We start from the raw sequence: 23,664 nt of genomic DNA on the forward strand, positions 1-23,664 counted from the left end.
TGGAAGACCGGCCTCAAGGTCGATTTCCAGCCGGTCGATCGGGTCTATTTCTTCCCGCCCTGGGCCTGGATCATGACGGCGCGGCGCAAGCTCTTCGGCGATTACGGGCTGATGGGCCACTACAATGCGCATCCCGACCCGAAACAGGAGGCCTTCTTCTATGGCCTGCTGCGCGAATGTCTCGATGCCGGCACCGTGACCGAGGCGCAGCTGCGCGAAGAGATGCGCCACAATCACATCCGCCACGATTCGCTGGACCTGATCCGGCGCGTGCCGCCGCTGGAATCGCGGCCGCTCGCGGCCTGATTCAATTCCCTCCCACGACGGTCGGGCTCTCCGGGGTCCGACCGTCGCGAGGGCGCTTCCTTTGCGGAGAGACCCGATGCTGAAGCTGTTCTACGCGCCCGGCAGCTGCGCGATGGCCTCGCATATCGCTCTCGAGGAAGCGGGCGCCGCTTATGACGCGGTGAAGGTCGATCTGGTCGGGGGCGACCAGCGCAAACCGGAATATCTCGCCATCAATCCCAAGGGGCGCGTGCCGGCGCTGGTCACCGATCGCGGCATCCTGACGGAGAATCCGGCCATCCTCGCCTTCGTGGCGCAGACCCATCCGGCGGCAGGCCTGGCGCCGCTGGACGATGCCTATGAATTCGGCCGGGTCCAGTCCTTCAACAGCTATCTCTGCTCGACCGTCCATGTCGCCCATGCCCATCGGCTGCGGGCCTATCGCTGGGCCGACGATCCCGCCGCCATCGCCGAGATGCGGCGCAAGGTGCCGCAGAATGTCGGCGAGTGCTTCGATCTGATCGAGAACGAGATGTTCAAGGGACCCTGGGTGATGGGCGAGCGCTTCACGATCAGCGACCCCTATCTCTTCACGCTGGCGGGCTGGCTCAAGGGGGACAGCGTCGAGCTGGCGCGCTTCCCGAAGATCCACGATCACCATCAGCGCATGAAGCAGCGCCCGGCGGTCGCCAAGGTCCTGCCGCTGCATCAGAGCTGACGCTGGCTCGCAAACAGCGCGCGGACCCGGGCCACGGCCACGGCCATGTCGTCCGGCGCCGGCCTGCCCGAGAGGGGGGCCGGATCGCCGAGCCAGACCGCGTGACCCTCCTCGACCAGACGCCGCAAAATCACCCGGACATCGCGCCGGACCCGTTCCGGCAGCAGATGGGCCAAGGCCCAATGTTTCAGACGCTGGGGTGCCAGGCGCTCGCCGATGCCGCGCGACCCGGCAAGGCCGGGATGAGCCGGCGGCCGCATCGCGCTCCAGCCCCAGCCCATGTCGAAGAGATGGACCGGCTTGCCGGTGCTGCAGGCCTCGGCCGCCATCGACATGCTCTCGCCCGTCACGATGAACGCGTCGGCCAGCGCCAGCAGCCCGAGATAGGGATTGGCATCGGGATCGGGCGTCCAGTCATGGAAGAAGGCGGGCTTGGCGATGGCGTCGCGCAAGGCGGCGGCCGCCTCTGGACGGGTGCGTGGGCTGGTCGTGACGAGCAGCGAGGCTCCGCGCCGGCGGGCAAGCTCGTTGGCCTGGAGCGCCAGCTCACGCGCCATGGCGGCGTCGAAGACATAAGGCGGGCTGTTGCCGCCGACGAGGATCGCGATCCAGGGACGAGGCAGGGCGGAAAGCGCGGGCGCCCATTTTTTGCCGGCCGCGGCCAACCCTGCCGCCGTGACGCGATGCAGCGGCGCGCCGATGGTGAGCACGTTGGCGCGCGCCGGCACCTGATATTGCGGCGTGGTGACGATCAGGTCGAAATGGCGGGGATCGGCCCAGGGCCGGCCGAGATGCACCAGGCGGGTATTTGCCGGGATGGAGGCGCGTCGGGCCCGATCGCGAATCCAGCGCGCCACCGGCTCGTTGCGGCGACCGGCGGAGATGACGAGGTCGGGCCAGGGTGGCGTCAACGCGCTCGAACCTTCATCGATCACGCCGGCCAGCGTGCTGCCGAGAAGCCGGTTGGTGATGAACTCGGTCTTGCGGAAACGAAGCGTCTTGATCTCGAAGCGCCAGTCCAGCGCCTCGGCCAGACCGAGAACCTGCGCATTGTCGCCAGCGCGATAGCTCGTCAGCAGCCAGACGCCGGCCGCGCTTTCGAGCGCCTGGGGCTCGGATGGCGCCACGGGCATGTCGGGCCTCGCGGTCAGTAGCGGTCCGCGCCCACCGAGCGCCGGCTGATCTGGCGGATCTGCGGCCAATGCAGCAGCCGGGCCGGGATGCTCATGCCGCGCGTGGCAAAGGCCTTGAACGGCAGCTCGGCGATGAAATTGATATAGCGGCGGGGCCGGACCGAGGGCCCGCGCGGCGTCACACCATGGACCGACTGCGCCGAGTTGACGAAACAGGCGAGCGTGTTGGGGCCATAAGGCACCGCTTCGATCGGCGTCACATCCTCCGGCAGGATCATCCGGTAATTCAGGAAGCGCGGACTGCGCTGCCAGCGATAGAATTCGAGATCGCCGCCTTCCGACCGGTCTTCCGGGTCGCGGAAGTAGTAGAGCGCCGCGAACAGGGTCTGGCGCTTGTCGACATGGGGTGTCTTGACCGACGAGGTCCGGGTGCCCGGTGTGTTGATGACGAACTGGCATTCGAGCCGGAGGTCGGCTTCGGGTTCGGCACCCCGGACACCTACCCGGAAATCCTCGAGCCGGCGCCCGGCGCGGTCCTCGAGTTGCGGGAAGGTCTTGCGCAAGCTGTCGCCGAACACGCGGACGATGTCGTTCCAGAAAATCGCCGAGGTGTGGATCTTGAAGAATTCACGCCATTCCGGCGCGATCGCCGGGTTGTCGAGCACCTTGAAGGCGGGGAGGCGTGCCGCCGCATTCTCGATCGCGGCCGCCCGGCCGCCCAGGATCGTCTCGGCGGAGGGGAAAGAGGCGTCCAGCTGCCGATAGAGGTCGGGAGGCAGTGCCGCCCTGCTTACATAATGGGCAAAGGGCTCGCGCACCACGCTGGATGCGGGGGTCGATGCCAGAAGGCTGCCATTCATCGTCATGCCGCTTGTCCATGCTCTCGGCAAAGGGCCATGGGTCTCTGTCGCCCGCGTTGATAGTGCAATTCCCCCCGGATTGCATGGCAAAAGCAAGTCATCGCAGTGTCACGGGGGAACGGCCGGGCCGACGGGCGCTGGACGGGGGCAATCGGCCAGTAGCCCCGTCGCGGTCATCTTCCTTAATGACCTTGGCGCCGGCGGGGCCGGTCCGCAACCTCCAGTGTGCTGGTGCAATTTGAATCTAACGCGATGATTTGACCGGTGTTCTCGCCGAATGTTATTGATTCCGCCGCGGCGGACAGGATGTTGCCGGCATTGTATCGTCGAATCGACAGCACCCGATTCGCGGGTCCTGGCTCCGCCCGAAGCGAAGACCGTCGGAAACGGCGGGAGCACGAAAAGACCAGCCTTGAGATCGATCCGATCGGAATCGAGCGCCGATTCTCGCCGTCTCACCCCGGACCAGCAGGCAGGCAAGATTGATGTTTCAGGCAAATGTGAGCGCGGGCGTGCTGAGGCGTGCCGCTCTCATTTTTTTGCCTTTGGCGCTGGCATCGGTCGCGATCATGGTGCTGCTCTATCGCGCCCAGTCCGACGCCACTTTCTCGGTCACCCAGGCCGCCGAGCAGAAGAGCGTCGAGATCTCGCAGCAACGATTTGTCGCCACTTTGGCCACGGTCATTTCCGATGTCCGCTTCCTGGCGCATGACCCGACCTTGAGGCGCTGGCTTGCCGATGGGAGCGCGACCAGCTGGGCCGATGTCGGCGACGAATATCTCGCCTTCGTCACGACCAAGGGACTTTACGACAAGGTCCGTTTCATCGATCTCACCGGGCGGGAACGGATCCGCGCGAACTGGAACAAGGGCGATCCGGTTCGCGTGCCTGTCGACGAGCTGCAGGACAAGGGCATCCGCTACTTCGTCCAGGAGACGTTGAAGCTCCAGGCCGGCGATATCTATGTCTCCCCCTTCGACCTCAATGAAGAGCATGACAAGATCGAGGAACCGGTCAATCCGGCGATCCGCGTCTCCACGCTGGTCTACGACCCGAGCGGCCTCCCGCGCGGCATGATCGTGATGAACTATCTGGGGCAGCGCATCCTCGACCGGATCGCGCTCATGGGCACGCCCGACCGCGACCAGATCTGGCTGCTTAACGAGGCAGGCTACTGGCTGCTTGGGCCCAGCCGCGATGTCGAATGGTCCTTCATGTATCCGGACCGCGAGCAGCACCGGCTGGAAACCCTCTATCCCGAGGCCTGGACAAGACTGCAGAACGGCCCGGCCAGCGGCCAGTTCGCAGCCGAAGCCGGCCTCTTCACTTATGTAAAGCTGCCGCACGAACTGAGCGCGGCGGCAGCCACGGGCGCGGTCGAGCCCGGCAGCCGTCCCTTGCGTCTGCCAGGATGGGTGATAATGGCCTTCACGCCCCAGTCGGTGCTCGATGCCGATCTGGCGCCGTTGAAGCAGCGGCTGATCCTGGCCGGCGCGGTTCTGCTCCTGCTCTTCGCCACCGCCAGCTGGTTCCTCGCGCTCTACTGGGAGGAGCGCCGTGCCGCGGAAGAACAGATGAAGGCGCTCAACCACCGCCTCGCGCGGGACAATGCGGAGCTCGATGCCGTGAACCGGGAGCTCGAATCCTTCAGCTATTCCGTCTCGCATGATCTGCGGGCGCCCCTGCGCGCCATCGACGGCTTCAGCCAGGCCCTCAATGAGGATTATGCGGACCGCCTCGATGCGGAAGGCCAGAGCTATCTCAAGCGCGTCCGCCAGGCCGCCCAGCGCATGGGCATGCTGATCGACGATCTGCTGCGCCTCGCCCATGTGACGCGCAGCGAGGTGGTGCGCGAAGAGGTCGATCTGACGGACATGGCGGGCAAGGTGCTGCAGGAGCTGGAGCGCGCGGCGCCCGGGCGCAGTGTCGTCGCGACCATCGCGCCGGGGCTCAAGGCACAGGCCGACGGGCGCCTGATGCGGGTCGTGCTCGACAATCTCCTGGGCAATGCCTGGAAATTCACCGGCCGCCGCGACCCCGCCCAGATCGAGCTCGGGGTCGAGACCGTCGATGGCGAACGGGCCTATTATGTGCGCGACAATGGGGCTGGCTTCGACATGGCCTATGCGGGCAAGCTTTTCGGCGCCTTCCAGCGGCTGCATGATGCGACTGCCTTCCCCGGCACCGGGGTCGGGCTGGCAACGGTTCAGCGCGTGATCCGCAAGCATGGCGGGCGGATCTGGGCGCAATCCAGCCCCGATCAGGGGGCCACTTTCTATTTCACGCTTTGAATGAGGTTTGAACGATGCGGAATGCGGCAATCCTGCTGGTCGAGGACAATGACGACGACGTCGCCCTGACGCTTCGGGCCTTCAAGAAGAACAACATCAAGAACACGGTGGTCGTGGCGCGCGACGGGGTCGAGGCCCTCGATTATCTCTTCGCCACCGGCGCTCATAGCGGGCGGGACCGGAGCGATTTGCCGCAGGTCGTGCTGCTCGATCTCAAGCTGCCCCGGCTCGAAGGCCTCGAGGTCCTGCGCCGGATCCGGGCCGAGGAAGCAACCAAGACATTGCCGATCGTGGTTCTGACCTCCTCCAAGGAGGAGCAGGATCTGATCGCGAGTTATCGGCTGGGCTGCAACAGCTATGTGCGCAAGCCCGTCGATTTCGACGAGTTCGTGGAAGCCGCGCGTCAGCTCGGCCTCTATTGGCTGCTCTTGAACGAAGCGCCGCCGCGCTGACGAGGATCATCCCATGGCCGTGCCGCTTCAGCTCCTGATCGTCGAGGACTCGAATGACGATGTCGAGCTCCTCCTCCTGGAGGTCAAACGCGCCGGATTCGACGCCCGCTACGAGCATATCGACACGGCCGAGGGCCTGAACGCGGCACTCGACCGGCAGCCCTGGGATATCATCCTCGCCGATTTTTCCCTCCCGCGCTTCAGCGGCACGGATGCCTTGAGGATCGTGCGCGAACGCGGGCTCGGTACGCCCTTCATCTTTGTTTCGGGCAGCATCGGCGAGGACACCGCGGTCTCGGCGATGAAGGCCGGCGCTCAAGACTATCTGATCAAGGGCAATCTGCGCCGGCTGGGATCCGCGATCGAGCGCGAGCTGCGCGACAGCGACCTGCGCCGCGAACGGGCCCATGAGCTGGCCGAGCGCAAGCGCGCGGAGGAACGGCTGCGCATTCTGTCGCGCGCGGTCGAGCAGAGCGCCAATCTCGTCGTCATCACCGACGTGGATGGCATCATCCAATTTGTGAATCCGAAGCTGCTCGAGGTGACCGGCTTCAAGCTTTCCGACCTGATCGGCAAGACCCCGACCATGTGGAAGCCGGTCGGGCTCGCGGAGAACGATTGCGCCGCCGCCTGGAGCAGCGGTGCCGACAGCCGCGACATGCAGGGCGAGTTCGAGATGGCGCGCAAGGACGGAGCCAGCGCCTCGGTCTATGCGACCATCTCGCCGATCCGCGACGAAACCGGCAAGGTCACCCATCTGGTGGGGATCGCGGAAGACATCACCCGGCGCAAGGAGGTCGAGGAGCAGTTGCGCCGTTCGCAGCGGCTCGAGGCGATCGGCCAGCTCACGGGCGGTCTTGCCCATGATTTCAACAATCTGCTGGCGGTGGTCATCGGTAATCTCGATATCCTCTGCGAGCAGCTCGAGCCCAACAGCCGTATCCGCAAGATGGCGCAGCAGGCGCTCGAGGCGGGTTTGCGCGGCGCCGATCTGACGCGCCAGCTCCTGGCCTTCGCGCGCCGGCAGCCGCTGGAGACGCGCTTCGTCAATCTCAACGAGCTGGTGACAAGCATCACGCGGCTGCTGCAGCGCACCCTGGGCGAACAGGTCGAGGTCGAGATGAAGCTGGCGGAGGATCTCTGGCCGGCCCGGACCGACGCGTCGCTGGTGGAGGCCGCGATGGCCAATCTGGCGATCAATGCACGCGACGCCATGCCCAAGGGCGGCCGCCTGACCATCGAGACCGGCAACAAGCGGTTGGACGAACGCTATGCCGCCGAGAATTCCGATGTGACGCCTGGTGACTATGCGATGATCGCGGTCACGGATACCGGCAGCGGCATTGCGCCCGAGATCATGAGCCGGGTGTTCGAGCCCTTCTTCACGACCAAGCCCCAAGGCCGCGGCACCGGGTTGGGCCTCAGCATGGTCTATGGCTTCGTGAAGCAGTCGAAAGGCCATGTAAAGATCTACAGCGAGCTCGGCCATGGCACGACCATCCGTATCTATCTGCCCCGGATCATGACGGAACCGACGCCGGCGGCGGAAATCGCGGCTGGCGAGAGCGCCGGCGATCTGAAGGGCGTGCGGGTGCTTCTGGTCGAGGATCATCCGGGCGTGCGCGAGGTGGCGGTGAAGCAGCTCGAGGAGTTCGGCTGCCAGGTGATCCAGGCCCAGGACGGTCATGCGGCCGTGGCGCTGCTGAAGCAGGCGGTGCCCGTGGATCTGCTTTTCACCGATATCGTCATGCCGGGCGGCATGACCGGCGTGGAGCTGGCGCGCCATGCGACCGAGCTGCGGCCCGATCTCAAGATTCTTTTCACCTCGGGCTTCGCGGAGAACGCGCTGCAGGGCGATGAGGACCGGCTGGGCGGCCGGAACTTCCTCAGCAAGCCCTATCGCAAGCAGGATTTGGCGCGCCGGATCAGGGAAGTCCTTTCCAACCCCGAATCGCGCTGAGCCTTCCCGGCGCCGGGCGACGACCCGGAGCCTATCGCTCTCTCGGAGAATGATCGCATGAAGTTCAAGAACCGGACCGTCCTGGTCACCGGCGGCAATTCGGGCATCGGCAGGGCCATCGCGGTGCGGGCCGCGGCTGAAGGAGCTCGGCTCGCCATCTGCGGGCGCGACCGCGAGAAGGGGGCGGCGACCCTGGCCGAGCTGCGCGGAAGCGGCGCGGAGGCCGAGTTCTTCCAGACCAATGTCGCCGATGAAGCCCAGGCCAAGGCCCTGGTCGCCTCGGTCCTGGCGCGCTTCGGCGAGCTCCATGTGCTGATCAACAATGCCGGCGCCGGCGCGCGCCGGTCGGGTATCGAGAGCGCGGATACGCCGGGCGAACGGTGGCGCAAGATCGTCGGGCCCAATCTCGAGGGTGCTTACTTCATGGCGGCCTATGCGCTTCCGGCGCTGAAGTCGGCCGGCGGCGGCGCCATCGTCAACATCTCCTCGACCGCGACCTTTCACGGCAATTGGGGCACCTACGGCGTCGCCAAGGCCGGCCTCGAGGCCTTGACCCGCTCGCTCGCCGTCGAAGGCGCTCCCCATCGCATCCGCGCCAATTCGGTGTCGCCGGGCTGGATCAAGACCGATGTCACCAAGAATGCCGCGGCGAGCGGCGATTGGGAGAAGGGCGCCTCGCTGCTCGGCCGCATGGGCGCGCCGGACGAGATCGCGCGGGCCGTCATGTTCCTGGCGTCCGACGAGGCGTCGTTCGTGACCGGGGCGACGCTCATCGTCGATGGCGGGCTCACCATCACCGACTATCCTTCGTTGCCCTGGCTCGAAGTCGCCGGCACCTGGAAGCTTTTCGCAGGCACCCTGTCGTAACCGTCGCCCCCATGTCACAGCGAGGCTGAATTCGCTTCCATGTTCGGTGCCCGTCCGCATCCGACCCTGACGACCGCGCGGTTGCGGCTCCGGCCCTGGCGCGAGGCCGATCTCGCGGCCTTTGCGGCCATCAACGCCGATCCGGTCGTGATGGAGCATTTCCCGTCCGTTCTCGAGCGGGCTTCGAGCGACGCGCTGGCGGAGCGCTTTGCTGAGCATTTCGATCGCCACGGCTATGGTCTGTGGGCCGTGGAAGTGCCGGACATCGCCCCCTTCATCGGCTTCGTCGGGTTGGCGATCCCGCGCTTCACCGCGCCTTTCACGCCTTGCGTCGAGGTGGGATGGCGACTGGCACGCCGTTACTGGGGCCAGGGCTATGCGACCGAAGGGGCCCGCGCCGCGGTCGCCTTCGGATTTGCCGAAGCGGGCCTCGAGGAAATCGTTTCCTTCACCGTTCCGGCCAATCGGCGCTCGCTGGCGGTCATGGAACGCCTGGGCATGACGTCCGAGGCCCGCGAGGATTTCGATCATCCGGTCCTGCCGGCCGGCCATCCGCTGCGGCGCCATCGACTCTATCGGCTGCGGCGCCCCGTTTGAATACCGTCTTGTCCGATCTTGCTGCAAAAACAAGCATAACCCGGATGTAACTGATGGAATAGGCGGCCTGGCCGAAGGCCGCCCTTGCAACTCTCCGCCAATGGGCCAATCTCACCGCATCACGTTCGATGCTGGGAAGGACGGGACGGGGCGGGAATGAGCGATACCGATCATGGGCAAGAGGCGCCACCGGCGCGGCGCGCGGCGACGCCCGGCCGGACCGCTGCTGGCAAGAGCCGGCGATGGGTCTGGCTGGGAATCGTCGTTCTGGTGCTCGCGGTCGCCGGTTTCCTCGCCTGGCACCAGGGTCTGATCGGGCCGGCTTCGACCACGACGGCGGCGGCTGCCACGGCGGCCCCGGCCCCCACCGTGGTCGTCAGCAAGCCGTTGGTGAAGCGGATCACCGAGTGGGACGAATATACCGGCCAGTTCACCGCCGTGGATTCGGTCGAGCTGCGGGCGCGTGTCAGCGGTTATCTGCAGGCGATTCATTTCGAGGACGGGCAGATCGTCCATGAGGGCGATCTGCTGTTCGAGATCGATCCGCGGCCGTTCCAGATCGCGCTGGCCTCGGCCCAGGCGCAACTGGAGCAGGCCCGTGCGGCCTCGGACCTGGCCATCGCCCAGGTGAAGCGGTCGGAGGCGCTGCGCAAGAACGATTTCGCCTCGGCCAGCTCCTATGACGAGCGGGTCCAGCAGGCGCGCAACGCGGCGGCCTCGATCACCGTGGCCCAGGCGGCCGTCGATGCGGCCAAGCTCGATCTCGACTACACGCGGATCACGGCGCCCGTCACCGGCCGCATCAGTGCCCATACGATCAGCATCGGCAATCTCGTGACCGGGGGATCGGGCGGCGGCACGACGCTCCTCACCACGATCGTGTCGCTCGATCCGATCCGTCTTCTGTTCGATGTCAGCGAATCCAATCTGCTCGAATATCAGCGCGCCATCGCCGAAGGGCGCCTGAAGTCGGTGCGCGAGGGGTCGGTCGAGGTCCAGGCGCAGCTGATCGATGAAGAAAAATGGAGCATGAAGGGCACCATCGATTTCATCGACAACCAGGTCGATCGGACCGCCGGCACGATCCGGGTCCGTGCGCTCCTGCCGAACCCGACAATGCTGGTCACGCCCGGTCAGTTCGGCCGGGTCCGGATCCCGGGCTCGGAACCCTATGACGCCATCCTGATTCCCGAGGCCGCCATCGTCTCGGATCAGGCGCGCAAGCTCGTCATGACGGTGGCGGACGACGGGACCGTGGTGCCCAAGGTGGTGCGTCTCGGCCCCAATCGCGGCCCCGAACTGCGGATCATCCGCTCGGGCCTCGATGCCAACGACCGGATCATCATCAGCGGGCTGTTGCGGGCGCGACCCGGCAGCAAGGTGACGGTGGAAGAAGGCAAGATCGATCTGCCGGATCCGGAAGAGTAGATCGATCATGCGACTCTCCCATTTCTTCATCGACCGCCCGATCTTCGCGATCGTCATCGCGGTCTTCATCACCATCATCGGCGCCATCGCCTATTTTGCGCTGCCGGTATCCCAATATCCCGATATCGTGCCCCCGACCATCGAGATCCGCGCCAGCTACCCCGGCGCTTCGGCCGAGACCGTCAGCAACACCGTGGCGACGCCGCTGGAGCAGGAGATCAACGGCGTCGACAACATGCTCTATATGACGTCGCAAGCGACCAGCGACGGCAATCTGGTGCTGACGGTCACCTTCGCGCTCGGCACCAATCTCGATACCGCGCAGGTGCTGGTGCAGAATCGCGAAGCCGTGGCCGAGCCGCGTCTACCGGAGGAGGTCCGGCGGATCGGCGTCACGGTGCGCAAGAACTCACCCGACATGCTGATGGTGATCCATCTGAGCTCGCCGGACGGCAGCCGCGACCAGCTCTATCTCTCGAACTACGCCACGCTCCAGGTTCGCGACGTGCTCTCGCGCATTCCGGGCGTGGGCGATGTCCGCATCTTCGGGTCGCGCGACTATGCGATGCGCGTCTGGCTCGATCCGGATAAGATCGCCGCACGCGACCTGACCGCCGGCGACGTGATCGCCGCCTTGCAGGCGCAGAACGTCCAGGTCGCCTCGGGCGTATTGAACCAGCCGCCCATGCCGAACCAGACCGCGTTCCAGCTCAATGTCGAGACCCTGGGGCGGCTGGTCGATGCGCGCCAGTTCGCCGATGTCGTGGTCCGGACCGATCCCGACGGCCGCGTGACCCGGCTGCGCGATGTCGCACGGGTCGAGATCGGCGCCCAGGACTACAGCGCCAACGGCTATCTCGACGATCGCCAGGCGGTTCCGTTGCTGGTGTTCCAGCGGCCCGGCTCGAACGCGCTCGCGACCGCCAAGCAGGTGCTCGACACGATGAAGGAGCTGTCGAAAGCCTTCCCGGAAGGCCTGCGCTACGACGTCGTCTATAATCCGACGGAATTCATCGCCCAGTCGGTGGACGAGGTCGTCAAGACGATCTATGAGGCCACAGCGCTCGTCATCCTGGTCGTCATCCTGTTCCTGCAGACCTGGCGCGCCTCGATCATTCCCATCGTCGCGATTCCGGTTTCGCTGGTGGGCACCTTCGCGGTCCTCGAGGCGATCGGTTACTCGCTCAACACGCTCAGCCTGTTCGGGCTGGTGCTCGCCATCGGCATCGTGGTCGATGACGCCATCGTGGTGGTCGAGAATGTGGAGCGCAATCTGCGGCGAGGCCTGTCGCCCCGCGATGCGACGCGGCAGACGATGGACGAGGTCGGTACCGCGCTGGTCGCGATCGCGCTGACGCTCACGGCCGTGTTCGTCCCGGCGACCTTCATCCCCGGCATCTCCGGCCAGTTCTTCCGGCAGTTCGCGGTGACCATCGCCACGGCGACGGTGATCTCCTGCTTCATCTCGCTGACCTTGAGCCCGGCGCTCTGCGCCCTTCTCTTCAAGCCGCATGGCAACGCGTCGGAAGCCGATGGTCTTATCGCGCGCCTTCTGCTTCGCCCGATCCGGGCCTTCTTCCGGCTCTTCAACAGCGGCTTCGACCATCTGTCGCTGGGTTATGGCGGGGCGGCGCGACGGCTGATCCGGCTCTCCGTCCTGGTGCTGGTGGTCTATGCCGGCCTCGTGGCGCTCACCGGGTTCCAGTTCGCCCGCACCCCCACCGGGTTCATCCCGCAGCTCGACCAGGCCTATCTGATCGTCGTGGTGCAGTTGCCGCCGGGCTCCTCGCTGGCGCGGACCGACAAGGTGATCCACGACGCCACCGAGATCGTGCTGAAGACCCCGGGCATCGCCCATGCCGTCCCCTTTGCCGGATTCGACGGCGCTACCTTCACCAATGCTCCCAATGCGGGCGCCATCTTCACCCCGCTCGAGCCCTTCGATGTCCGCGTTGCCAAGGGCCTTTCTGCCGACAAGATCCGCGCCTCGCTGCAGCAGCGTCTCGGCGTCCTCAAGGACGCGTTCATCATCGTCATCCCGCCCCCTTCCGTGCGCGGCATCGGCACCGGCGGCGGTTTCAAGATGATGGTCCAGGACCGGCGCGGGCGCGGCCTTCAGGCGCTGGAAGCCGTCACCCAGGACATCATCGGGGCGGCCAACCAGGACGCCCATCTCGCCGGCGTCTTCACCCTTTTCAACACCAAGACGCCGCGCATCTACGCCGATATCGATCGCGTTCGCGCGGAGATGCTGGGCGTCACGCCCGGCCAGGTGTTCGAGGTGCTGGAAGTCTATCTGGGCTCGGCTTTCGTCAACGACTTCAATTTCCTCGGCCGTACCTACCGGGTGACGGCGCAGGCCGACAGCAAGTTCCGCCAGACCGTCAACGACATCACCAATCTCAAGATGCGCAACGCGGCGGGAGCGATGGTCCCGCTGGGGTCCGTGGCCTCCTTCGAGGACCGCACCGGCCCCTATCGTGTCACGCGCTACAATCTCTATCCCTCGACCGAGATTCAGGGCCAGACAGGCCCGGGAGCCTCGAGCGGCCAGGCCCTGGCGGCGATGGAGCGGATCGCGGCCGAACGGCTGCCCGACGGCTTCGGCTATGAATGGACCGAGCTTGCCTATCAGGAGAAGCAGGTCGGCAACACCACCATCCTGATTTTCGCCGCCGCGGTGCTGTTCGTCTTCCTGGTGCTGGCGGCGCAGTATGAGAGCTGGTCCCTGCCGCTCTCGATCGTGCTGATCGTGCCGATGTGTCTGCTGGCGGCGATCACGGGCCTCACCTTGCGAGGATTCGACATCAATATCCTGGCGCAGATCGGCTTCGTCGTGCTGGTGGGGCTTGCCGCCAAGAATGCGATTCTGATCGTCGAGTTCGCGCGCCAGGCCGAGGCGACCGGGACCGCCCGGGTCGAGTCCGCCGTGACCGCGGCCCGGACCCGCCTGCGTCCGATCCTGATGACCTCCTTTGCCTTCATCCTCGGCGTACTGCCGCTGGCGATCGCCACCGGTGCCGGCGCCGAGATGCGGCAATCCCTCGGCACCGCGGTGCTGTTCGGCATGCTGGGCGTGACCCTGTTTGGCCTGGTCTTCACGCCGGTCTTCTATGTGGTGGTACGAAATGTCGCAGACCGGGTCAAAGGCCGTCCGGCCCACGCGCCCAGCGTCGATCCGGCATGAAGGCTTTCGGCTGACCTGACCGATCGGTCCGATTGCTGGGGCGCAGAGCTTTCTAAATTTCCATACGCTCCGTAGTGGAATCGTCACGTTCCGTTGCCGCGTCCTCTTGAATAGGGCGGGTGGGGCGCCGACCTAAAGAAAGGTCGGGCCTTTGCGGATAGCCGGGGCCAGTGGCGCGACGATCGCTCCAGCAGGAATTCCCTCGCTGGGCCCGCCGATACCACGCTGGTCCCCACGGCGCCTTCAGCGTCAGCCGCATAGAGATCTGCCCATCCATCGACGGAACGGCCCCCGCCAAGGGGCGGCCGGCAACGCCCTTTCCGGGCGCCTGTTTCGTCGAGTCTGTCTATCGAGGAGGTTTTCATGACTCGCTTGTCTCTTGGTCTGTCACCCCTGGGGCTGAACGGCCTCTCCAAGACTCTCACCACCGTCGCGCAAGGGCTGCGTTCCACGTTCGGCACCTTGCCCGCCCAGGCGCTCGCCTGGCATGAGCGCCGCAAGGGGCTCGAGGCCCTGAGCGCGCTGACCGACCATCAGTTGCGCGATATCGGCGTCTGTCGCGACGAGATCGTGATGGTGGCCTATGGCCTGAAGGATCCGCGCGACACGCCCGATATGGTCACGGTTTCCAGCCTGGCGACAAAGACGGTTCCGGCCGCCAAGAAGGCCGACAACGACGATCACGACCCCTGCGTGGGCTGCGCCGCCTAACGCCTGCTTCACTTCCGACTGCCGGGTTTCGGCGGGCGCCACGCCCGCCGGGCCTTGCCTCCCGCCCCCATGCCGCTAGAGTCGGCTCCAAACCGCCCTCGAAGAGGCGGTCGGGACCAGCGCAAGGGAGGGCGCGGCCGCCAAGGCCGCAAGCCATGTGGCAATCCGATCTCAACCTGATCGGCACCAAATACCGACTGCCGCCCTTGAATGCCGCGGCGGTCGATCGACGGCGGCTGCATGCGCTCCTGGCGCGCGCCGAGGGCAGCCGCCTCACCACCATCGCGGCGCCCGCCGGCTTCGGCAAGACCACCCTCCTGCTGCAATGGGCCCGTCGCCTCGAGACGGAGGCCGTTCCCGTCGCCTGGCTCTCGCTCGACGAGGATGACGACGAGGTCGGCCGCTTTCTCTGCTATCTGATCGCCGCGATCCAGGCAGCCCAACCGCGCCTCGGCAAGGGTGCCGTGTCGCTGCTGCGCTCGAGCCCGAACCTGCCGGTGGCGCCGGCGCTCGCAAGCCTGGTCAACGATCTGTCGCGCATCGAGGGCCGCTTCACCGTCATGCTCGACGATGTTCATTGGCTGACCCAGCCGACCCTGCTGCAGGCGCTCGAGAGCCTCCTGACCTACGCCCCGGCCTCGGTGCATTTCGTGCTCGCCGGCCGCGGCGCCCTGCCGCTGGCCGCCGCCCGGCTCAAGGTGCGCGGTCAGGTGACCGAGCTGCATGAGGCCGACCTGCGCTTCGATCTCGACGAGACACAGGAATTCCTCAATACGCAGCGGGCCCTGGCGCTCTCCTCGGCCGATCTCGTGGTGCTGCAGCACCGCACCGAAGGCTGGGCCGCGGGCCTGCAGCTGGCCTCCCTGTCGCTGGAACGGCGGGTCGAGCGCAGCGCCTTCATCGACAGCTTCTCCGGCACCGACCGCGACATCGCGGATTTCCTCGCCAGCGACGTCTTCACGCGCCAGCCCCGCGCACTGCAGGACTTCATGCTGCGCACGGCGTTCCTCAAGCGCATGAACGCGGATCTCGCGGGCGCCCTCGCCGATCTCACCGCGTCCGAAGCGGCGGACATGCTGAAACGCATCGAGCGTGCCGGGCTGTTCCTGGTCCCGCTCGACAGCGAGGAACGCTGGTTCCGCTATCATCATCTCTTCAGCGATTTCCTGCGCCACCAGATGATGCGCCGCCAGCCGGAAGCGATTCCGGACCTGCACATCAAGGCCGCCGCCTGGCTCGAGGCCGCGGGCGAGACCGCCGACGCCATCCATCACCTGCTGGCGGCCGATGCGGGCGAGGCAGCAGCCGACAAGGTCGAGGCCTGCGCCATGGATCTGATCCGTCAGAGCCACATGCTGCGCCTCAATGACTGGCTGCGGCGTCTGCCTGAAGCGCTGGTGCAGCGCCGTCCGCGCCTGTTGCTGAGCCTGGTCTGGCTGCAATTCCAGTTCAACCGGCCGATCGAAGCCGCCCGGGCGCTGCGCCTGGCGCGCCGGGCCATCGCCCAGTCCACCCCCGACGAAGCACAGCGTCTGCAATGGCAGAGCGAATTGCGGGTGCTGATGTGCGGCGTGGTCAGCGCCAGCGACCGTTCGGCTCGCGCGCGCGCGTTGGCGCGGCGCTGGATCCCCGACCTGCCCGAGGACCAACCCTTCCTGAGCGGCGCGCTCAAGAACATCCTGGCCTACTGCGAATATTCGTTGGGCAATCTGGCCGCCGCGCGCGAAGCCTGTCATGCAGGGCGCCGCAGCCATGTCCGATCGCAATCGCTCTTGGGTCTCGTTTACGCCGATCTCATCCTGGGATTGACCGAGAAGGCGGCGGGCGACCTCAAAGAGGCGGGCGGCCTTTTCACACGCGCCCGCAGCATCGCCGACGAATCGCTCGGCGCTGGTTCCTACGCCGCGGCCCTGGTCGGCGTGTTCCAGGGCGAGCTGCATTACGAATGGAACAATCTCGAGGTGGCCGCGCGCTCGCTCGACGAATATCGCGACATCGTCGAGGAAAGCGCGCTGATGGCGCATGAAACCGTGGCCGCCGTGCTGGGCGCCCGGCTCGAGGCGGCGCAGGGCCGCATCGATGCCGCGCTGGCCAGTCTCGATCGCGGCGAGCGCCGTCACGGCACGCGGGTGCGTCATACGCGGCTGGGGGCGGGCCTGCTCCATGAGCGGGTGCGGCTGCTGCTGAGCCGCGACGACCGCATGGGCGCCCGGCTCGCGATCCAGAATTTCGGCATCGATGCCGATACGGGCCGGTTCTCGCGGCCGGTGGCACCCGTGCCCTCGTCGGATCTCGAGCGGCTGGCACTGGCACGGCTCTGGATCGCCGAGGGCCGCTCGGGCGCCGCGGTCGCGGCACTGGAGACGCTGACGGCGCGGCTGGCGCAGCAGGGACGCGGCCGGCGGCTGCTTCAGGTCCGGCTGCTGTCGGCGATCGCGGGCCTCAAGGCCGGCAGCAACGAGGCGGCCGAGCGCGCGCTGCTGTCCTCCATCGTCGAGGCCCGCCGGCAGAATCTCCTGCGCAGCTTCCTCGACGAGGGCGCGCCCGTGGCCGAGCTGGTCGAGCGGCTGCGGCGGCGTTGTGTCAGCCGCGCGGCGGCCGATCTGATCGGTGGCGAGCTTGAACCGGTACGACGCTATCTCGACCGGTTGGCATCCGCCTTCGGTTCGCAGCGGCTGGGCCCGGCCCGGACCCGGCCCGATCATCCCGCCCTCCATCTCAGCCAGCGCGAGCTCGAGGTGGTGAAGCTGCTCTGCAACGGCTTCAGCAACCATCAGCTTTCACGCCATCTCACCATCTCGCCCGACACGGTGAAATGGCATCTCAAGAATATTTTCGGGAAGCTCGGGGTCGACAACCGGTCCCAGGCCATCGTGGCCGCCGAGCGGCTCGGGCTGATCTCGATCCGCGAGCAATAATTTCCTGGTGCCGGTCCCCACCCGTTCGGGTGGGGCCGAAATATCGACCGCCCCTACCTGTCCGGGGCGTTGCCGCGCGCGCTTGTGCGCCGCACAGTCGAAATCCGCGCGCGCCCCCGCGACGATCGACGGCCGAACAAGGAGGCTGGGCAGACCATGAGCACCGGATGGGTCTTTCACGAGCTTTATCTCTGGCACGACACCGGCACCTATGCCGGCGTGTTCCAGGCGGGATTGACCATCGAGCCCGGCGAGCATGCCGAGAATCCGGCGACCAAGCGCCGCTTCCGCAATCTGCTCGAGGTCTCAGGCCTGCTGGGCCAGCTGACGGCGATCAAGCCCGAGCCCTTGAGCGAAGCGGACATCGCCCTTTTCCACACAGGCGAGCATATCGAGCGCATCAAAACCTTGAGTGCCGAGCGCGGCGGCGATGCCGGCGAGCTCACGCCTTTCGGCCAGGGCAGCTTCGAGATCGCGCTGCTGGCGGCCGGCGGCACCTACGCCGCCATCGACGCGGTGCTGAAGGGCAAGGTGCGCAACGCCTATGCGCTGGTGCGCCCGCCGGGCCATCATGCCGAGCGCGACAAGGGCCGCGGCTTCTGCATCTTCGGCAATGTCGCCGTCGCCATCATGAAGGCGCGCAAGACCCACAAGCTCGGCCGCGTCGCCACGGTCGACTGGGACGTCCATCACGGCAACGGCACGCAGCAGGCCTTCTACGCGGACTCCACGACCCTCACCATCTCGATCCACCAGGACCGTCTCTTCCCGGTCGATAGCGGCATGGTCGAGGAGAATGGCGAAGGGGCGGGCGAGGGCTATAATCTCAACATCCCGATGCCGCCGGGCTCGGGCGTGGGCGCCTATATCGCCGCCTTCGAGCGGGTGGTGGTGCCGGCGCTCAAGCGCTTCAAGCCCGAGCTCATCGTCGTCCCCTCCGGCTTCGATGCCGGCGGCACCGATCCTCTCGGCCGCATGATGATCCATAGCGGCGGCTATCGCGAATTGACGCGGATGCTGATGGAGGTCGCGGACGATATCTGCGGCGGCCGGCTGGTGCTGTCGCATGAGGGCGGCTATTCGGCGACCAACGTGCCCTATTGCGGGCTCGCGGTCATGGAGCAGCTCGCCGGCTCGCGCACCGCGGTCGAGGATCCCTGGCTCAAGATCATGGAACGCTGGGGCTGGCAGGATCTGCAGCCCCACCAGGAGGGCGCCATCGACAAGGCCGCGCTGGCGTTGTCGCGAATCAAGTAACCCGCCCATATCGACCACCAGATCGCATCACGTCGCAGAAACCGCCGGGGACAACCGGCACCGTTAGGGAGGAATTCAACCCATGACCAAGAAGACCGAGACCGAACAGGCCGTCGACTCCGGCCCGGCCATCCCGTCACGCCGCAGTTTCTTCGGCAAAACCGCCGCCATCGCCGCGGGCTCGACCGCCCTCCTGGCGTCGATCAATAACGGCGCCAAGGCCGCGGGCGATCCGATCCCGGTCGGCCAGGCCGCGCCGCTGACGGATTTCGCCGCCGCCGACGGCGTCGAGTTCAAGAACGGGCTGACGCTCGCCTGCGAGGAGATCAACGCGGCCGGCGGCATCCTCGGCCGCCCGCTCGAGCCCTATTTCGAAGACACCAAGCAGATGGGCGATGCCACCAACGTCCAGGCCGTGCAGCGCCTGATCGACCGGCATTCGGTCCACGCCATCCTCAACGGCTACAACATCGGCTCGGGCGCCGCGATCCAGGATCCGGTCGCCGATGCCGGGATCATCTATATCCATTACGACACCACCATCGGCCACGCCAATCTGGTGAAGTCCGATCCCAAGCGCTATTTCGGCTCGTTCGAGGGCGATCCGGCCGAATATTGGTATGGGCCGGGCTTCCTCAAATTCGTGCAAGGGCTCGAGGAGACCAAGCAGTACAAGCGCACCAACAACAAGATGGCGGTGATCCTGTCGGCCGGCGTCTATGCCGCCAACATCGCCAACGCCGTCAAGGAGACGGCGAAGGACTATGGCTGGGAGATCAGTCTGTTCGAGACGGTGAACGTGCCGATCTCCGAATGGGGCCCGGTGCTCGCCAAGATCCGCCAGGACCCGCCCTCGGTCATCTGCATCACCCATTTCCTGCCGGCCGACCTGGCCCAGTTCGCGGTGCAGTTCGCGCCCAACCCGACGCCGTCGCTGGTCTATATGCAGTACGGCCCGTCGGTGCCGGCCTTCCGCGAGATCGGCAAGGAAGCGACCAACGGCGTCCTCTTCGCCACCGTCATCGGCTGTCTCCAGGACGATATCGGCAACGCCTTCGAGAAGCGCTACAAGGCGAAATTCGGGCCCAATGCCGGCCATAACTCCGGGGCCCAGTCCTATGACGGCGCCATGGTCTGGGCGACGGCCGCGGCGCTTGCCGGCGGTTCGGGGGAACCCGGCAACGACGCGCAGAATCGCAAGGTCGCGGACCGGATGCGCGCGCTCATCTGGCGTGGCGTCTGCGGCGTGACCCGTTTCGATCCCGATGGGCAGTCGGCCTACAGCTATCCGACGCAGGTGCAGGATCCGTCGCTCGGCATGCCGCATCAGTTCCTGCAGGTCCAGGACTATACGAAGGGACCGGTCCTCATTGCGCCGCCGCCCTACGGAACCGGCAAGTTCATGACGCCGCCCTGGATCAAATCCTAACGACCGAGCGCACAAGCACGGTACGGTTCCCTTCCCGCCCGGGGAGGGAACCGGCCGCCTTCTGGGTCGGACGAATCCCCGGACCTGTTGCAGGAGCGTCGGCAGCTTCATCACATGGCAGCCTCTGAACAGACTCCCCTCCTGTCGGTCCACAATGTCAGCAAGCAGTTCGGTGCGCTGACCGCCGTCAAGGATCTCTCCTTCGAGGTCAACGAGGGCGAGGTGCTGGGCATCGGCGGGCCCAACGGCGCCGGCAAGACGACCTTGTTCGAGGTGATCTCGGGCCTCAATCCGGCGACCCGCGGCAACATCCTGCTCCAGGGCAACGACATCACCCATGCGCCGCCGGAAGCGATCTGCCATGCCGGCGTCGCCCGCACCTTTCAGCTCAATGCTGGGTTCGATTCTTTGAGCGTGCGCGACAATGTCCGCGTCGCGGCCTATTTCGGCCGGAACAACCGGCGCGTGCCCGGCCTCGCGATCGGCAAGGAGGTCGAGGCCAAGGTCGATGCCGCGATCGCCGCGGTCGGGCTCGCGGGCCGCGAGCATCTCATCACCGGACAGCTGCCGGTCCTGGATCGCAAGCTCCTGATGCTGGCAGGCGCGATCGCGACCTCGCCCAAGCTGCTCCTGATGGACGAGCCGGTCGGCGGGCTCAACCCCAAGGAGATCGACCAGATGATGGCGCTGGTCCGCAGCCTGCGCGCGAGCGGCATCACCATCATCCTGATCGAGCATGTCATGCGCTTCCTGGTGCAGCTCTCGACCCGCGTGATGATCCTGCATCACGGCGAGCGCATCTATGAGGGCTCGCCCCAGGGCCTGGTACGCGACCGCACCGTCATCGACGTCTATCTCGGCGAGGGTGCCTCCAAGCGGCTGGGCTCCCTGCTCGCAACGCCGGCAGGGGCCTGAGCCATGGCCGGCGCGCTCCTCAAGATCGACAATGTCTCGGCGGGCTATCACGGCCAGGATGTGCTGCGCGGCCTCTCGCTCTCGGTCGATGAGGGCAGTCTGGTCGCGATCGTCGGCCCCAACGGTCATGGCAAATCGACCCTGCTGCGCGCCGTCTCGGGCCTGCTGCGGCTGACCGGCGGCAGCATCCAGCTGGGCGAGCGCCGCATCGACCGGCTGCGCCCCGACCAGATCGTGGCCGCCGGCGTTGTCCATGTGCCGCAGGGCGACATGCTCTTTCCCGAGATGACGGTGCTCGAGAATCTGCAGATGGGCGCTTATCTGCCCACCGCTTCCGCCCTCATGGCGCAGCGGCTGGACGAGGTCTACACGCTTCTGCCCAAGCTCAAGGAGCGCCATCATCAGGTCGCCAGCACGCTCTCGGGCGGCGAACGGCGCATGGTGGGCATCGGCCGGGGCCTCATGGCGGACGCAAGGCTGCTGCTGCTGGACGAGCCGTCGCTGGGACTGGCGCCGATCATCATCGACCAGATCTACGAGGTGATATCGGCCTTGCGCGCCTCAGGCCGCACCATCCTCCTGGTCGAGGAAAGTGCCGCCCGTGTCGCCGACAAGGCCGACCGCATCCATCTGCTCGATCATGGCGAGTTCGTCTGGTCGGGGGCGGGCCCCGAGCTGATGGCGCGGCCCGAAATCCTCGCGACCTATCTGGGGGGCTGAACCGCGCATGGACGTCGTCATCCAGATCATCGCCTCGGGCCTCACGCTGGGCGCCATGTATGCGGTCTCCACCGTCGGGCTGTCGCTGGTTTATGGCTCGCTCAACATGCTGAACATGGCGCATGGCGCCTTGCTGGCGCTGGGCGGCTATATCTGCTTTTACACGATGACGGCGCTGGGAATGCCCGCCATCGTGGGCGTGCTGGCGGCGGTCGTCGTCTGCGGGCTGGTCGGGCTGCTGATCTATATCTGCACTGCAGCCCCCATGCTGGGCTCGGCCCAGTTCGAGACCGGCGTCTTCATCGCCACGATCGGCTTCGGCGCCATCGTGGAGAATGTCATCCTCAGGATGTTCGGGCCGCAGCCGCAACCGCAATCGCTGCAGATCCCCGGCGACATCGTCATCGGCCATGTCCATATCCCGAATCAGAACATCATGATCCTGGGCGTGGCCCTCGTTCTGATGGTTGCGATGGCGCTGCTGCTCAAGCGCTCGCGCCTCGGCCGCGCCATCCGCGCCACCGCCCAGAACCGCGAGGCGGCGCAGCTGATGGGCGTGCGGGTCGGCTGGATCTATGCGGTGGTGCTGGCGCTCTCGGGCGGCCTCGCCGCCGTCTCCGGCATCATGGTGAGCTCGCTCTATTCGCTCCTGCCCAACATGGGCGGCGATCCCATGCTCAAGGCCTTCATCATCTGCATCGTGGCCGGGCTCGGCAATGTCACGGGCGCCGTCATCGCCGCGATCGCGCTCGGCCTGCTCGAGGCGACGCTGCAGTATAATCTGGGCGTCCAGTACAGCTTCGCTCTGCTGCTGTTCCTCGTCATCATCGTGCTGATCTGGCGGCCTTACGGCTTGTTCGGCCGCAAGCAGGTGGTGCGTCTATGAGCCCCTTGCGCCGCGACCTCCTCGTCACCGTCATCCTGGTCGTCCTGGCGGCGACCGTCCCCTATCTGACCTCGACGCGCTACATCATCACCCAGACGACGTTGTTCTTCATCTGGGCGATCGTGGTGACGCAATGGAACCTGGTGCTGGGCGTGGCCGGCATCTTCTCGCTGGCGCAGATGGCGCTGTTCGCGGCCGGTGCCTATACGACGGCGATGCTGGGCTACTATTGGGGCGTGCCCATCGCGCTTGCGATGCTGGCGGCTGCTATCATTGTCGTCATTCTCAGCGTGATCATCGGGCTCGCCTGCCTCAGGCTTCGCGGCCCCTATGTCGCGCTGCTGACGCTCGCCATCGCGCAGATGCTCTATCTGCTGATCGTCAACGACACCGACTGCTTCACGAACCCGCCCTCGGGCTGCATGCCGTTGTTCGGCGGGGTTCGCGGCATCTCGCGCTTCGGCGATCTCGGATTCCGCGCGCTGCTCGGCTCCAAATGGTATATCGCCCACTACTATCTGGGGCTGGTTCTGCTGGCGCTCGCGATCATCGTCTCGATCGTCATAATCCGCGGACCGCTCGGTCTCGCCTTCCAGGCGCTGCGCGACAATCCGGGCTATGCGATGTCGCGCGGCATCAGTCGGTTCAAATATCAGCTCTGGGTGTTCGCGGTGTCGGCCTTCTTCACCGGGCTCGCCGGCGGCTTCTATGCCGCACAGTTTTCCGTGGTCGGCCCCACCGTCTTCTCGATCTCCCAGCTTCTGCTGCTGCTGTCGATGATGGTGGTGGGCGGGCTCGGCCGCATCTGGGGGCCGGTCCTCGGCGCCCTGTTGCTGATGCTGGCCGATGAGGGCGTGCGCGAGCTCGGCGACTGGCGCGATATCGGGTTGGGCCTCATCCTGATCCTCTTCGTCGTGCTGTTCCGGCGCGGCCTGACCGGTGCCTTCGAGGATCTCTGGCGCCGCCTGCGGCCCGCCAAGCCGGCCGCGGCGCCGGGCGGGGGCTGACCGCGGGCGGCTCCACTCGATTCCGATCCGGGACCATCGCCGG

19 protein-coding genes are annotated in these 23,664 nt (G+C 66.4%); 17 read left to right on the forward strand and 2 right to left on the reverse strand.

Features of this window, described 5'->3' with window-relative positions; translation table 11 throughout:
* On the forward strand, positions 1-306 hold a 306-nt coding region (locus tag ACREE8_RS08345; RefSeq protein ID WP_431572524.1), incomplete at its 5' end, for a hypothetical protein.
* Positions 307-382: 76 nt separating this feature from the next.
* Entirely contained in the window at positions 383-1,003 is a 621-nt protein-coding gene (locus tag ACREE8_RS08350; RefSeq protein WP_431572525.1) for a glutathione S-transferase family protein, read from the forward strand.
* Here ACREE8_RS08350 and ACREE8_RS08355 read toward each other — a convergent pair.
* Together ACREE8_RS08355 and ACREE8_RS08360 are read right to left on the reverse strand one after the other, a co-directional pair.
* A complete protein-coding gene (locus ACREE8_RS08355) occupies positions 994-2,136 on the reverse strand; it encodes a mitochondrial fission ELM1 family protein (RefSeq protein WP_431572526.1) in 1,143 nt (380 codons plus the stop codon). The genes ACREE8_RS08350 and ACREE8_RS08355 overlap by 10 nt on opposite strands.
* A 14-nt stretch (positions 2,137-2,150) precedes the next feature.
* The gene (locus ACREE8_RS08360; RefSeq protein ID WP_431572527.1) at positions 2,151-3,002 is read right to left on the reverse strand and encodes a hypothetical protein; all 852 of its coding nucleotides are present in this window, start codon (positions 3,000-3,002) and stop codon (positions 2,151-2,153) included.
* A gap of 479 nt (positions 3,003-3,481) precedes the next feature.
* Between ACREE8_RS08360 and ACREE8_RS08365 the strand changes: the two genes are divergently transcribed.
* The 15 genes from ACREE8_RS08365 (at position 3,482) to ACREE8_RS08435 (ending at position 23,621) form a co-directional block, all read left to right on the forward strand.
* The gene (locus tag ACREE8_RS08365; protein WP_431572528.1) at positions 3,482-5,287 is read left to right on the forward strand and encodes a sensor histidine kinase; all 1,806 of its coding nucleotides are present in this window, start codon (positions 3,482-3,484) and stop codon (positions 5,285-5,287) included.
* Positions 5,288-5,301: 14 nt separating this feature from the next.
* Positions 5,302-5,739: a response regulator gene (locus tag ACREE8_RS08370; RefSeq protein ID WP_431572529.1), complete on the forward strand. Its 438-nt coding sequence runs from the start codon at positions 5,302-5,304 to the stop codon at positions 5,737-5,739.
* 13 nt (positions 5,740-5,752) lie between these two features.
* Complete coding sequence (locus ACREE8_RS08375) at positions 5,753-7,699, forward strand: response regulator (RefSeq protein WP_431572530.1); 1,947 nt, start codon at positions 5,753-5,755, stop codon at positions 7,697-7,699.
* A 57-nt stretch (positions 7,700-7,756) separates the two neighbouring features.
* Positions 7,757-8,566: an SDR family NAD(P)-dependent oxidoreductase gene (locus tag ACREE8_RS08380; RefSeq protein WP_431572531.1), complete on the forward strand. Its 810-nt coding sequence runs from the start codon at positions 7,757-7,759 to the stop codon at positions 8,564-8,566.
* A 39-nt stretch (positions 8,567-8,605) separates the two neighbouring features.
* Entirely contained in the window at positions 8,606-9,163 is a 558-nt protein-coding gene (locus tag ACREE8_RS08385; protein ID WP_431572532.1) for a GNAT family N-acetyltransferase, read from the forward strand.
* 156 nt (positions 9,164-9,319) lie between these two features.
* Positions 9,320-10,591, forward strand: a complete 1,272-nt coding sequence (locus ACREE8_RS08390) for an efflux RND transporter periplasmic adaptor subunit (RefSeq protein WP_431572533.1) — start codon at positions 9,320-9,322, stop codon at positions 10,589-10,591.
* Positions 10,592-10,598: 7 nt separating this feature from the next.
* Complete coding sequence (locus tag ACREE8_RS08395; RefSeq protein ID WP_431572534.1) at positions 10,599-13,778, forward strand: efflux RND transporter permease subunit; 3,180 nt, start codon at positions 10,599-10,601, stop codon at positions 13,776-13,778.
* Between the two features lie 363 nt (positions 13,779-14,141).
* Positions 14,142-14,489 (forward strand): DUF1127 domain-containing protein, encoded by a 348-nt coding sequence (locus tag ACREE8_RS08400; RefSeq protein ID WP_431572535.1) that lies wholly within the window; start codon positions 14,142-14,144, stop codon positions 14,487-14,489.
* Positions 14,490-14,644: 155 nt separating this feature from the next.
* Positions 14,645-17,407, forward strand: a complete 2,763-nt coding sequence (locus ACREE8_RS08405; RefSeq protein ID WP_431572536.1) for a LuxR C-terminal-related transcriptional regulator — start codon at positions 14,645-14,647, stop codon at positions 17,405-17,407.
* Positions 17,408-17,563: 156 nt separating this feature from the next.
* Positions 17,564-18,664 (forward strand): class II histone deacetylase, encoded by a 1,101-nt coding sequence (locus ACREE8_RS08410; protein ID WP_431572537.1) that lies wholly within the window; start codon positions 17,564-17,566, stop codon positions 18,662-18,664.
* Positions 18,665-18,746: 82 nt separating this feature from the next.
* Complete coding sequence (locus tag ACREE8_RS08415) at positions 18,747-20,093, forward strand: ABC transporter substrate-binding protein (protein ID WP_431572538.1); 1,347 nt, start codon at positions 18,747-18,749, stop codon at positions 20,091-20,093.
* Between the two features lie 114 nt (positions 20,094-20,207).
* Positions 20,208-21,008, forward strand: coding sequence for an ABC transporter ATP-binding protein (locus tag ACREE8_RS08420; RefSeq protein ID WP_431572539.1), 801 nt, complete (start codon positions 20,208-20,210; stop codon positions 21,006-21,008).
* A gap of 3 nt (positions 21,009-21,011) precedes the next feature.
* Positions 21,012-21,728: an ABC transporter ATP-binding protein gene (locus tag ACREE8_RS08425; RefSeq protein WP_431572540.1), complete on the forward strand. Its 717-nt coding sequence runs from the start codon at positions 21,012-21,014 to the stop codon at positions 21,726-21,728.
* A gap of 7 nt (positions 21,729-21,735) precedes the next feature.
* Positions 21,736-22,614, forward strand: coding sequence for a branched-chain amino acid ABC transporter permease (locus tag ACREE8_RS08430; protein WP_431572541.1), 879 nt, complete (start codon positions 21,736-21,738; stop codon positions 22,612-22,614).
* Positions 22,611-23,621 carry a branched-chain amino acid ABC transporter permease gene (locus ACREE8_RS08435; protein WP_431572542.1) on the forward strand — a complete coding sequence of 337 codons (1,011 nt, stop codon included), beginning with the start codon at positions 22,611-22,613 and terminating at the stop codon, positions 23,619-23,621. Before ACREE8_RS08430 ends, ACREE8_RS08435 begins: the two co-directional genes overlap by 4 nt.
* Positions 23,622-23,664 lie beyond the last annotated feature (43 nt).

Source organism: Hypericibacter sp., from assembly GCF_050729195.1.
Classification (GTDB): domain Bacteria; phylum Pseudomonadota; class Alphaproteobacteria; order Dongiales; family Dongiaceae; genus Hypericibacter.

Coding starts and splice junctions, on each gene's coding strand:
- ACREE8_RS08350 (WP_431572525.1), top strand. CDS start 383: ATGCTGAAGCTGTTCTACGCGCCCGGCAGCTGCGCGATGGCCTCGCAT.
- ACREE8_RS08355 (WP_431572526.1), bottom strand. CDS start 2,136: ATGCCCGTGGCGCCATCCGAGCCCCAGGCGCTCGAAAGCGCGGCCGGC.
- ACREE8_RS08360 (WP_431572527.1), bottom strand. CDS start 3,002: ATGACGATGAATGGCAGCCTTCTGGCATCGACCCCCGCATCCAGCGTG.
- ACREE8_RS08365 (WP_431572528.1), top strand. CDS start 3,482: ATGTTTCAGGCAAATGTGAGCGCGGGCGTGCTGAGGCGTGCCGCTCTC.
- ACREE8_RS08370 (WP_431572529.1), top strand. CDS start 5,302: ATGCGGAATGCGGCAATCCTGCTGGTCGAGGACAATGACGACGACGTC.
- ACREE8_RS08375 (WP_431572530.1), top strand. CDS start 5,753: ATGGCCGTGCCGCTTCAGCTCCTGATCGTCGAGGACTCGAATGACGAT.
- ACREE8_RS08380 (WP_431572531.1), top strand. CDS start 7,757: ATGAAGTTCAAGAACCGGACCGTCCTGGTCACCGGCGGCAATTCGGGC.
- ACREE8_RS08385 (WP_431572532.1), top strand. CDS start 8,606: ATGTTCGGTGCCCGTCCGCATCCGACCCTGACGACCGCGCGGTTGCGG.
- ACREE8_RS08390 (WP_431572533.1), top strand. CDS start 9,320: ATGAGCGATACCGATCATGGGCAAGAGGCGCCACCGGCGCGGCGCGCG.
- ACREE8_RS08395 (WP_431572534.1), top strand. CDS start 10,599: ATGCGACTCTCCCATTTCTTCATCGACCGCCCGATCTTCGCGATCGTC.
- ACREE8_RS08400 (WP_431572535.1), top strand. CDS start 14,142: ATGACTCGCTTGTCTCTTGGTCTGTCACCCCTGGGGCTGAACGGCCTC.
- ACREE8_RS08405 (WP_431572536.1), top strand. CDS start 14,645: ATGTGGCAATCCGATCTCAACCTGATCGGCACCAAATACCGACTGCCG.
- ACREE8_RS08410 (WP_431572537.1), top strand. CDS start 17,564: ATGAGCACCGGATGGGTCTTTCACGAGCTTTATCTCTGGCACGACACC.
- ACREE8_RS08415 (WP_431572538.1), top strand. CDS start 18,747: ATGACCAAGAAGACCGAGACCGAACAGGCCGTCGACTCCGGCCCGGCC.
- ACREE8_RS08420 (WP_431572539.1), top strand. CDS start 20,208: ATGGCAGCCTCTGAACAGACTCCCCTCCTGTCGGTCCACAATGTCAGC.
- ACREE8_RS08425 (WP_431572540.1), top strand. CDS start 21,012: ATGGCCGGCGCGCTCCTCAAGATCGACAATGTCTCGGCGGGCTATCAC.
- ACREE8_RS08430 (WP_431572541.1), top strand. CDS start 21,736: ATGGACGTCGTCATCCAGATCATCGCCTCGGGCCTCACGCTGGGCGCC.
- ACREE8_RS08435 (WP_431572542.1), top strand. CDS start 22,611: ATGAGCCCCTTGCGCCGCGACCTCCTCGTCACCGTCATCCTGGTCGTC.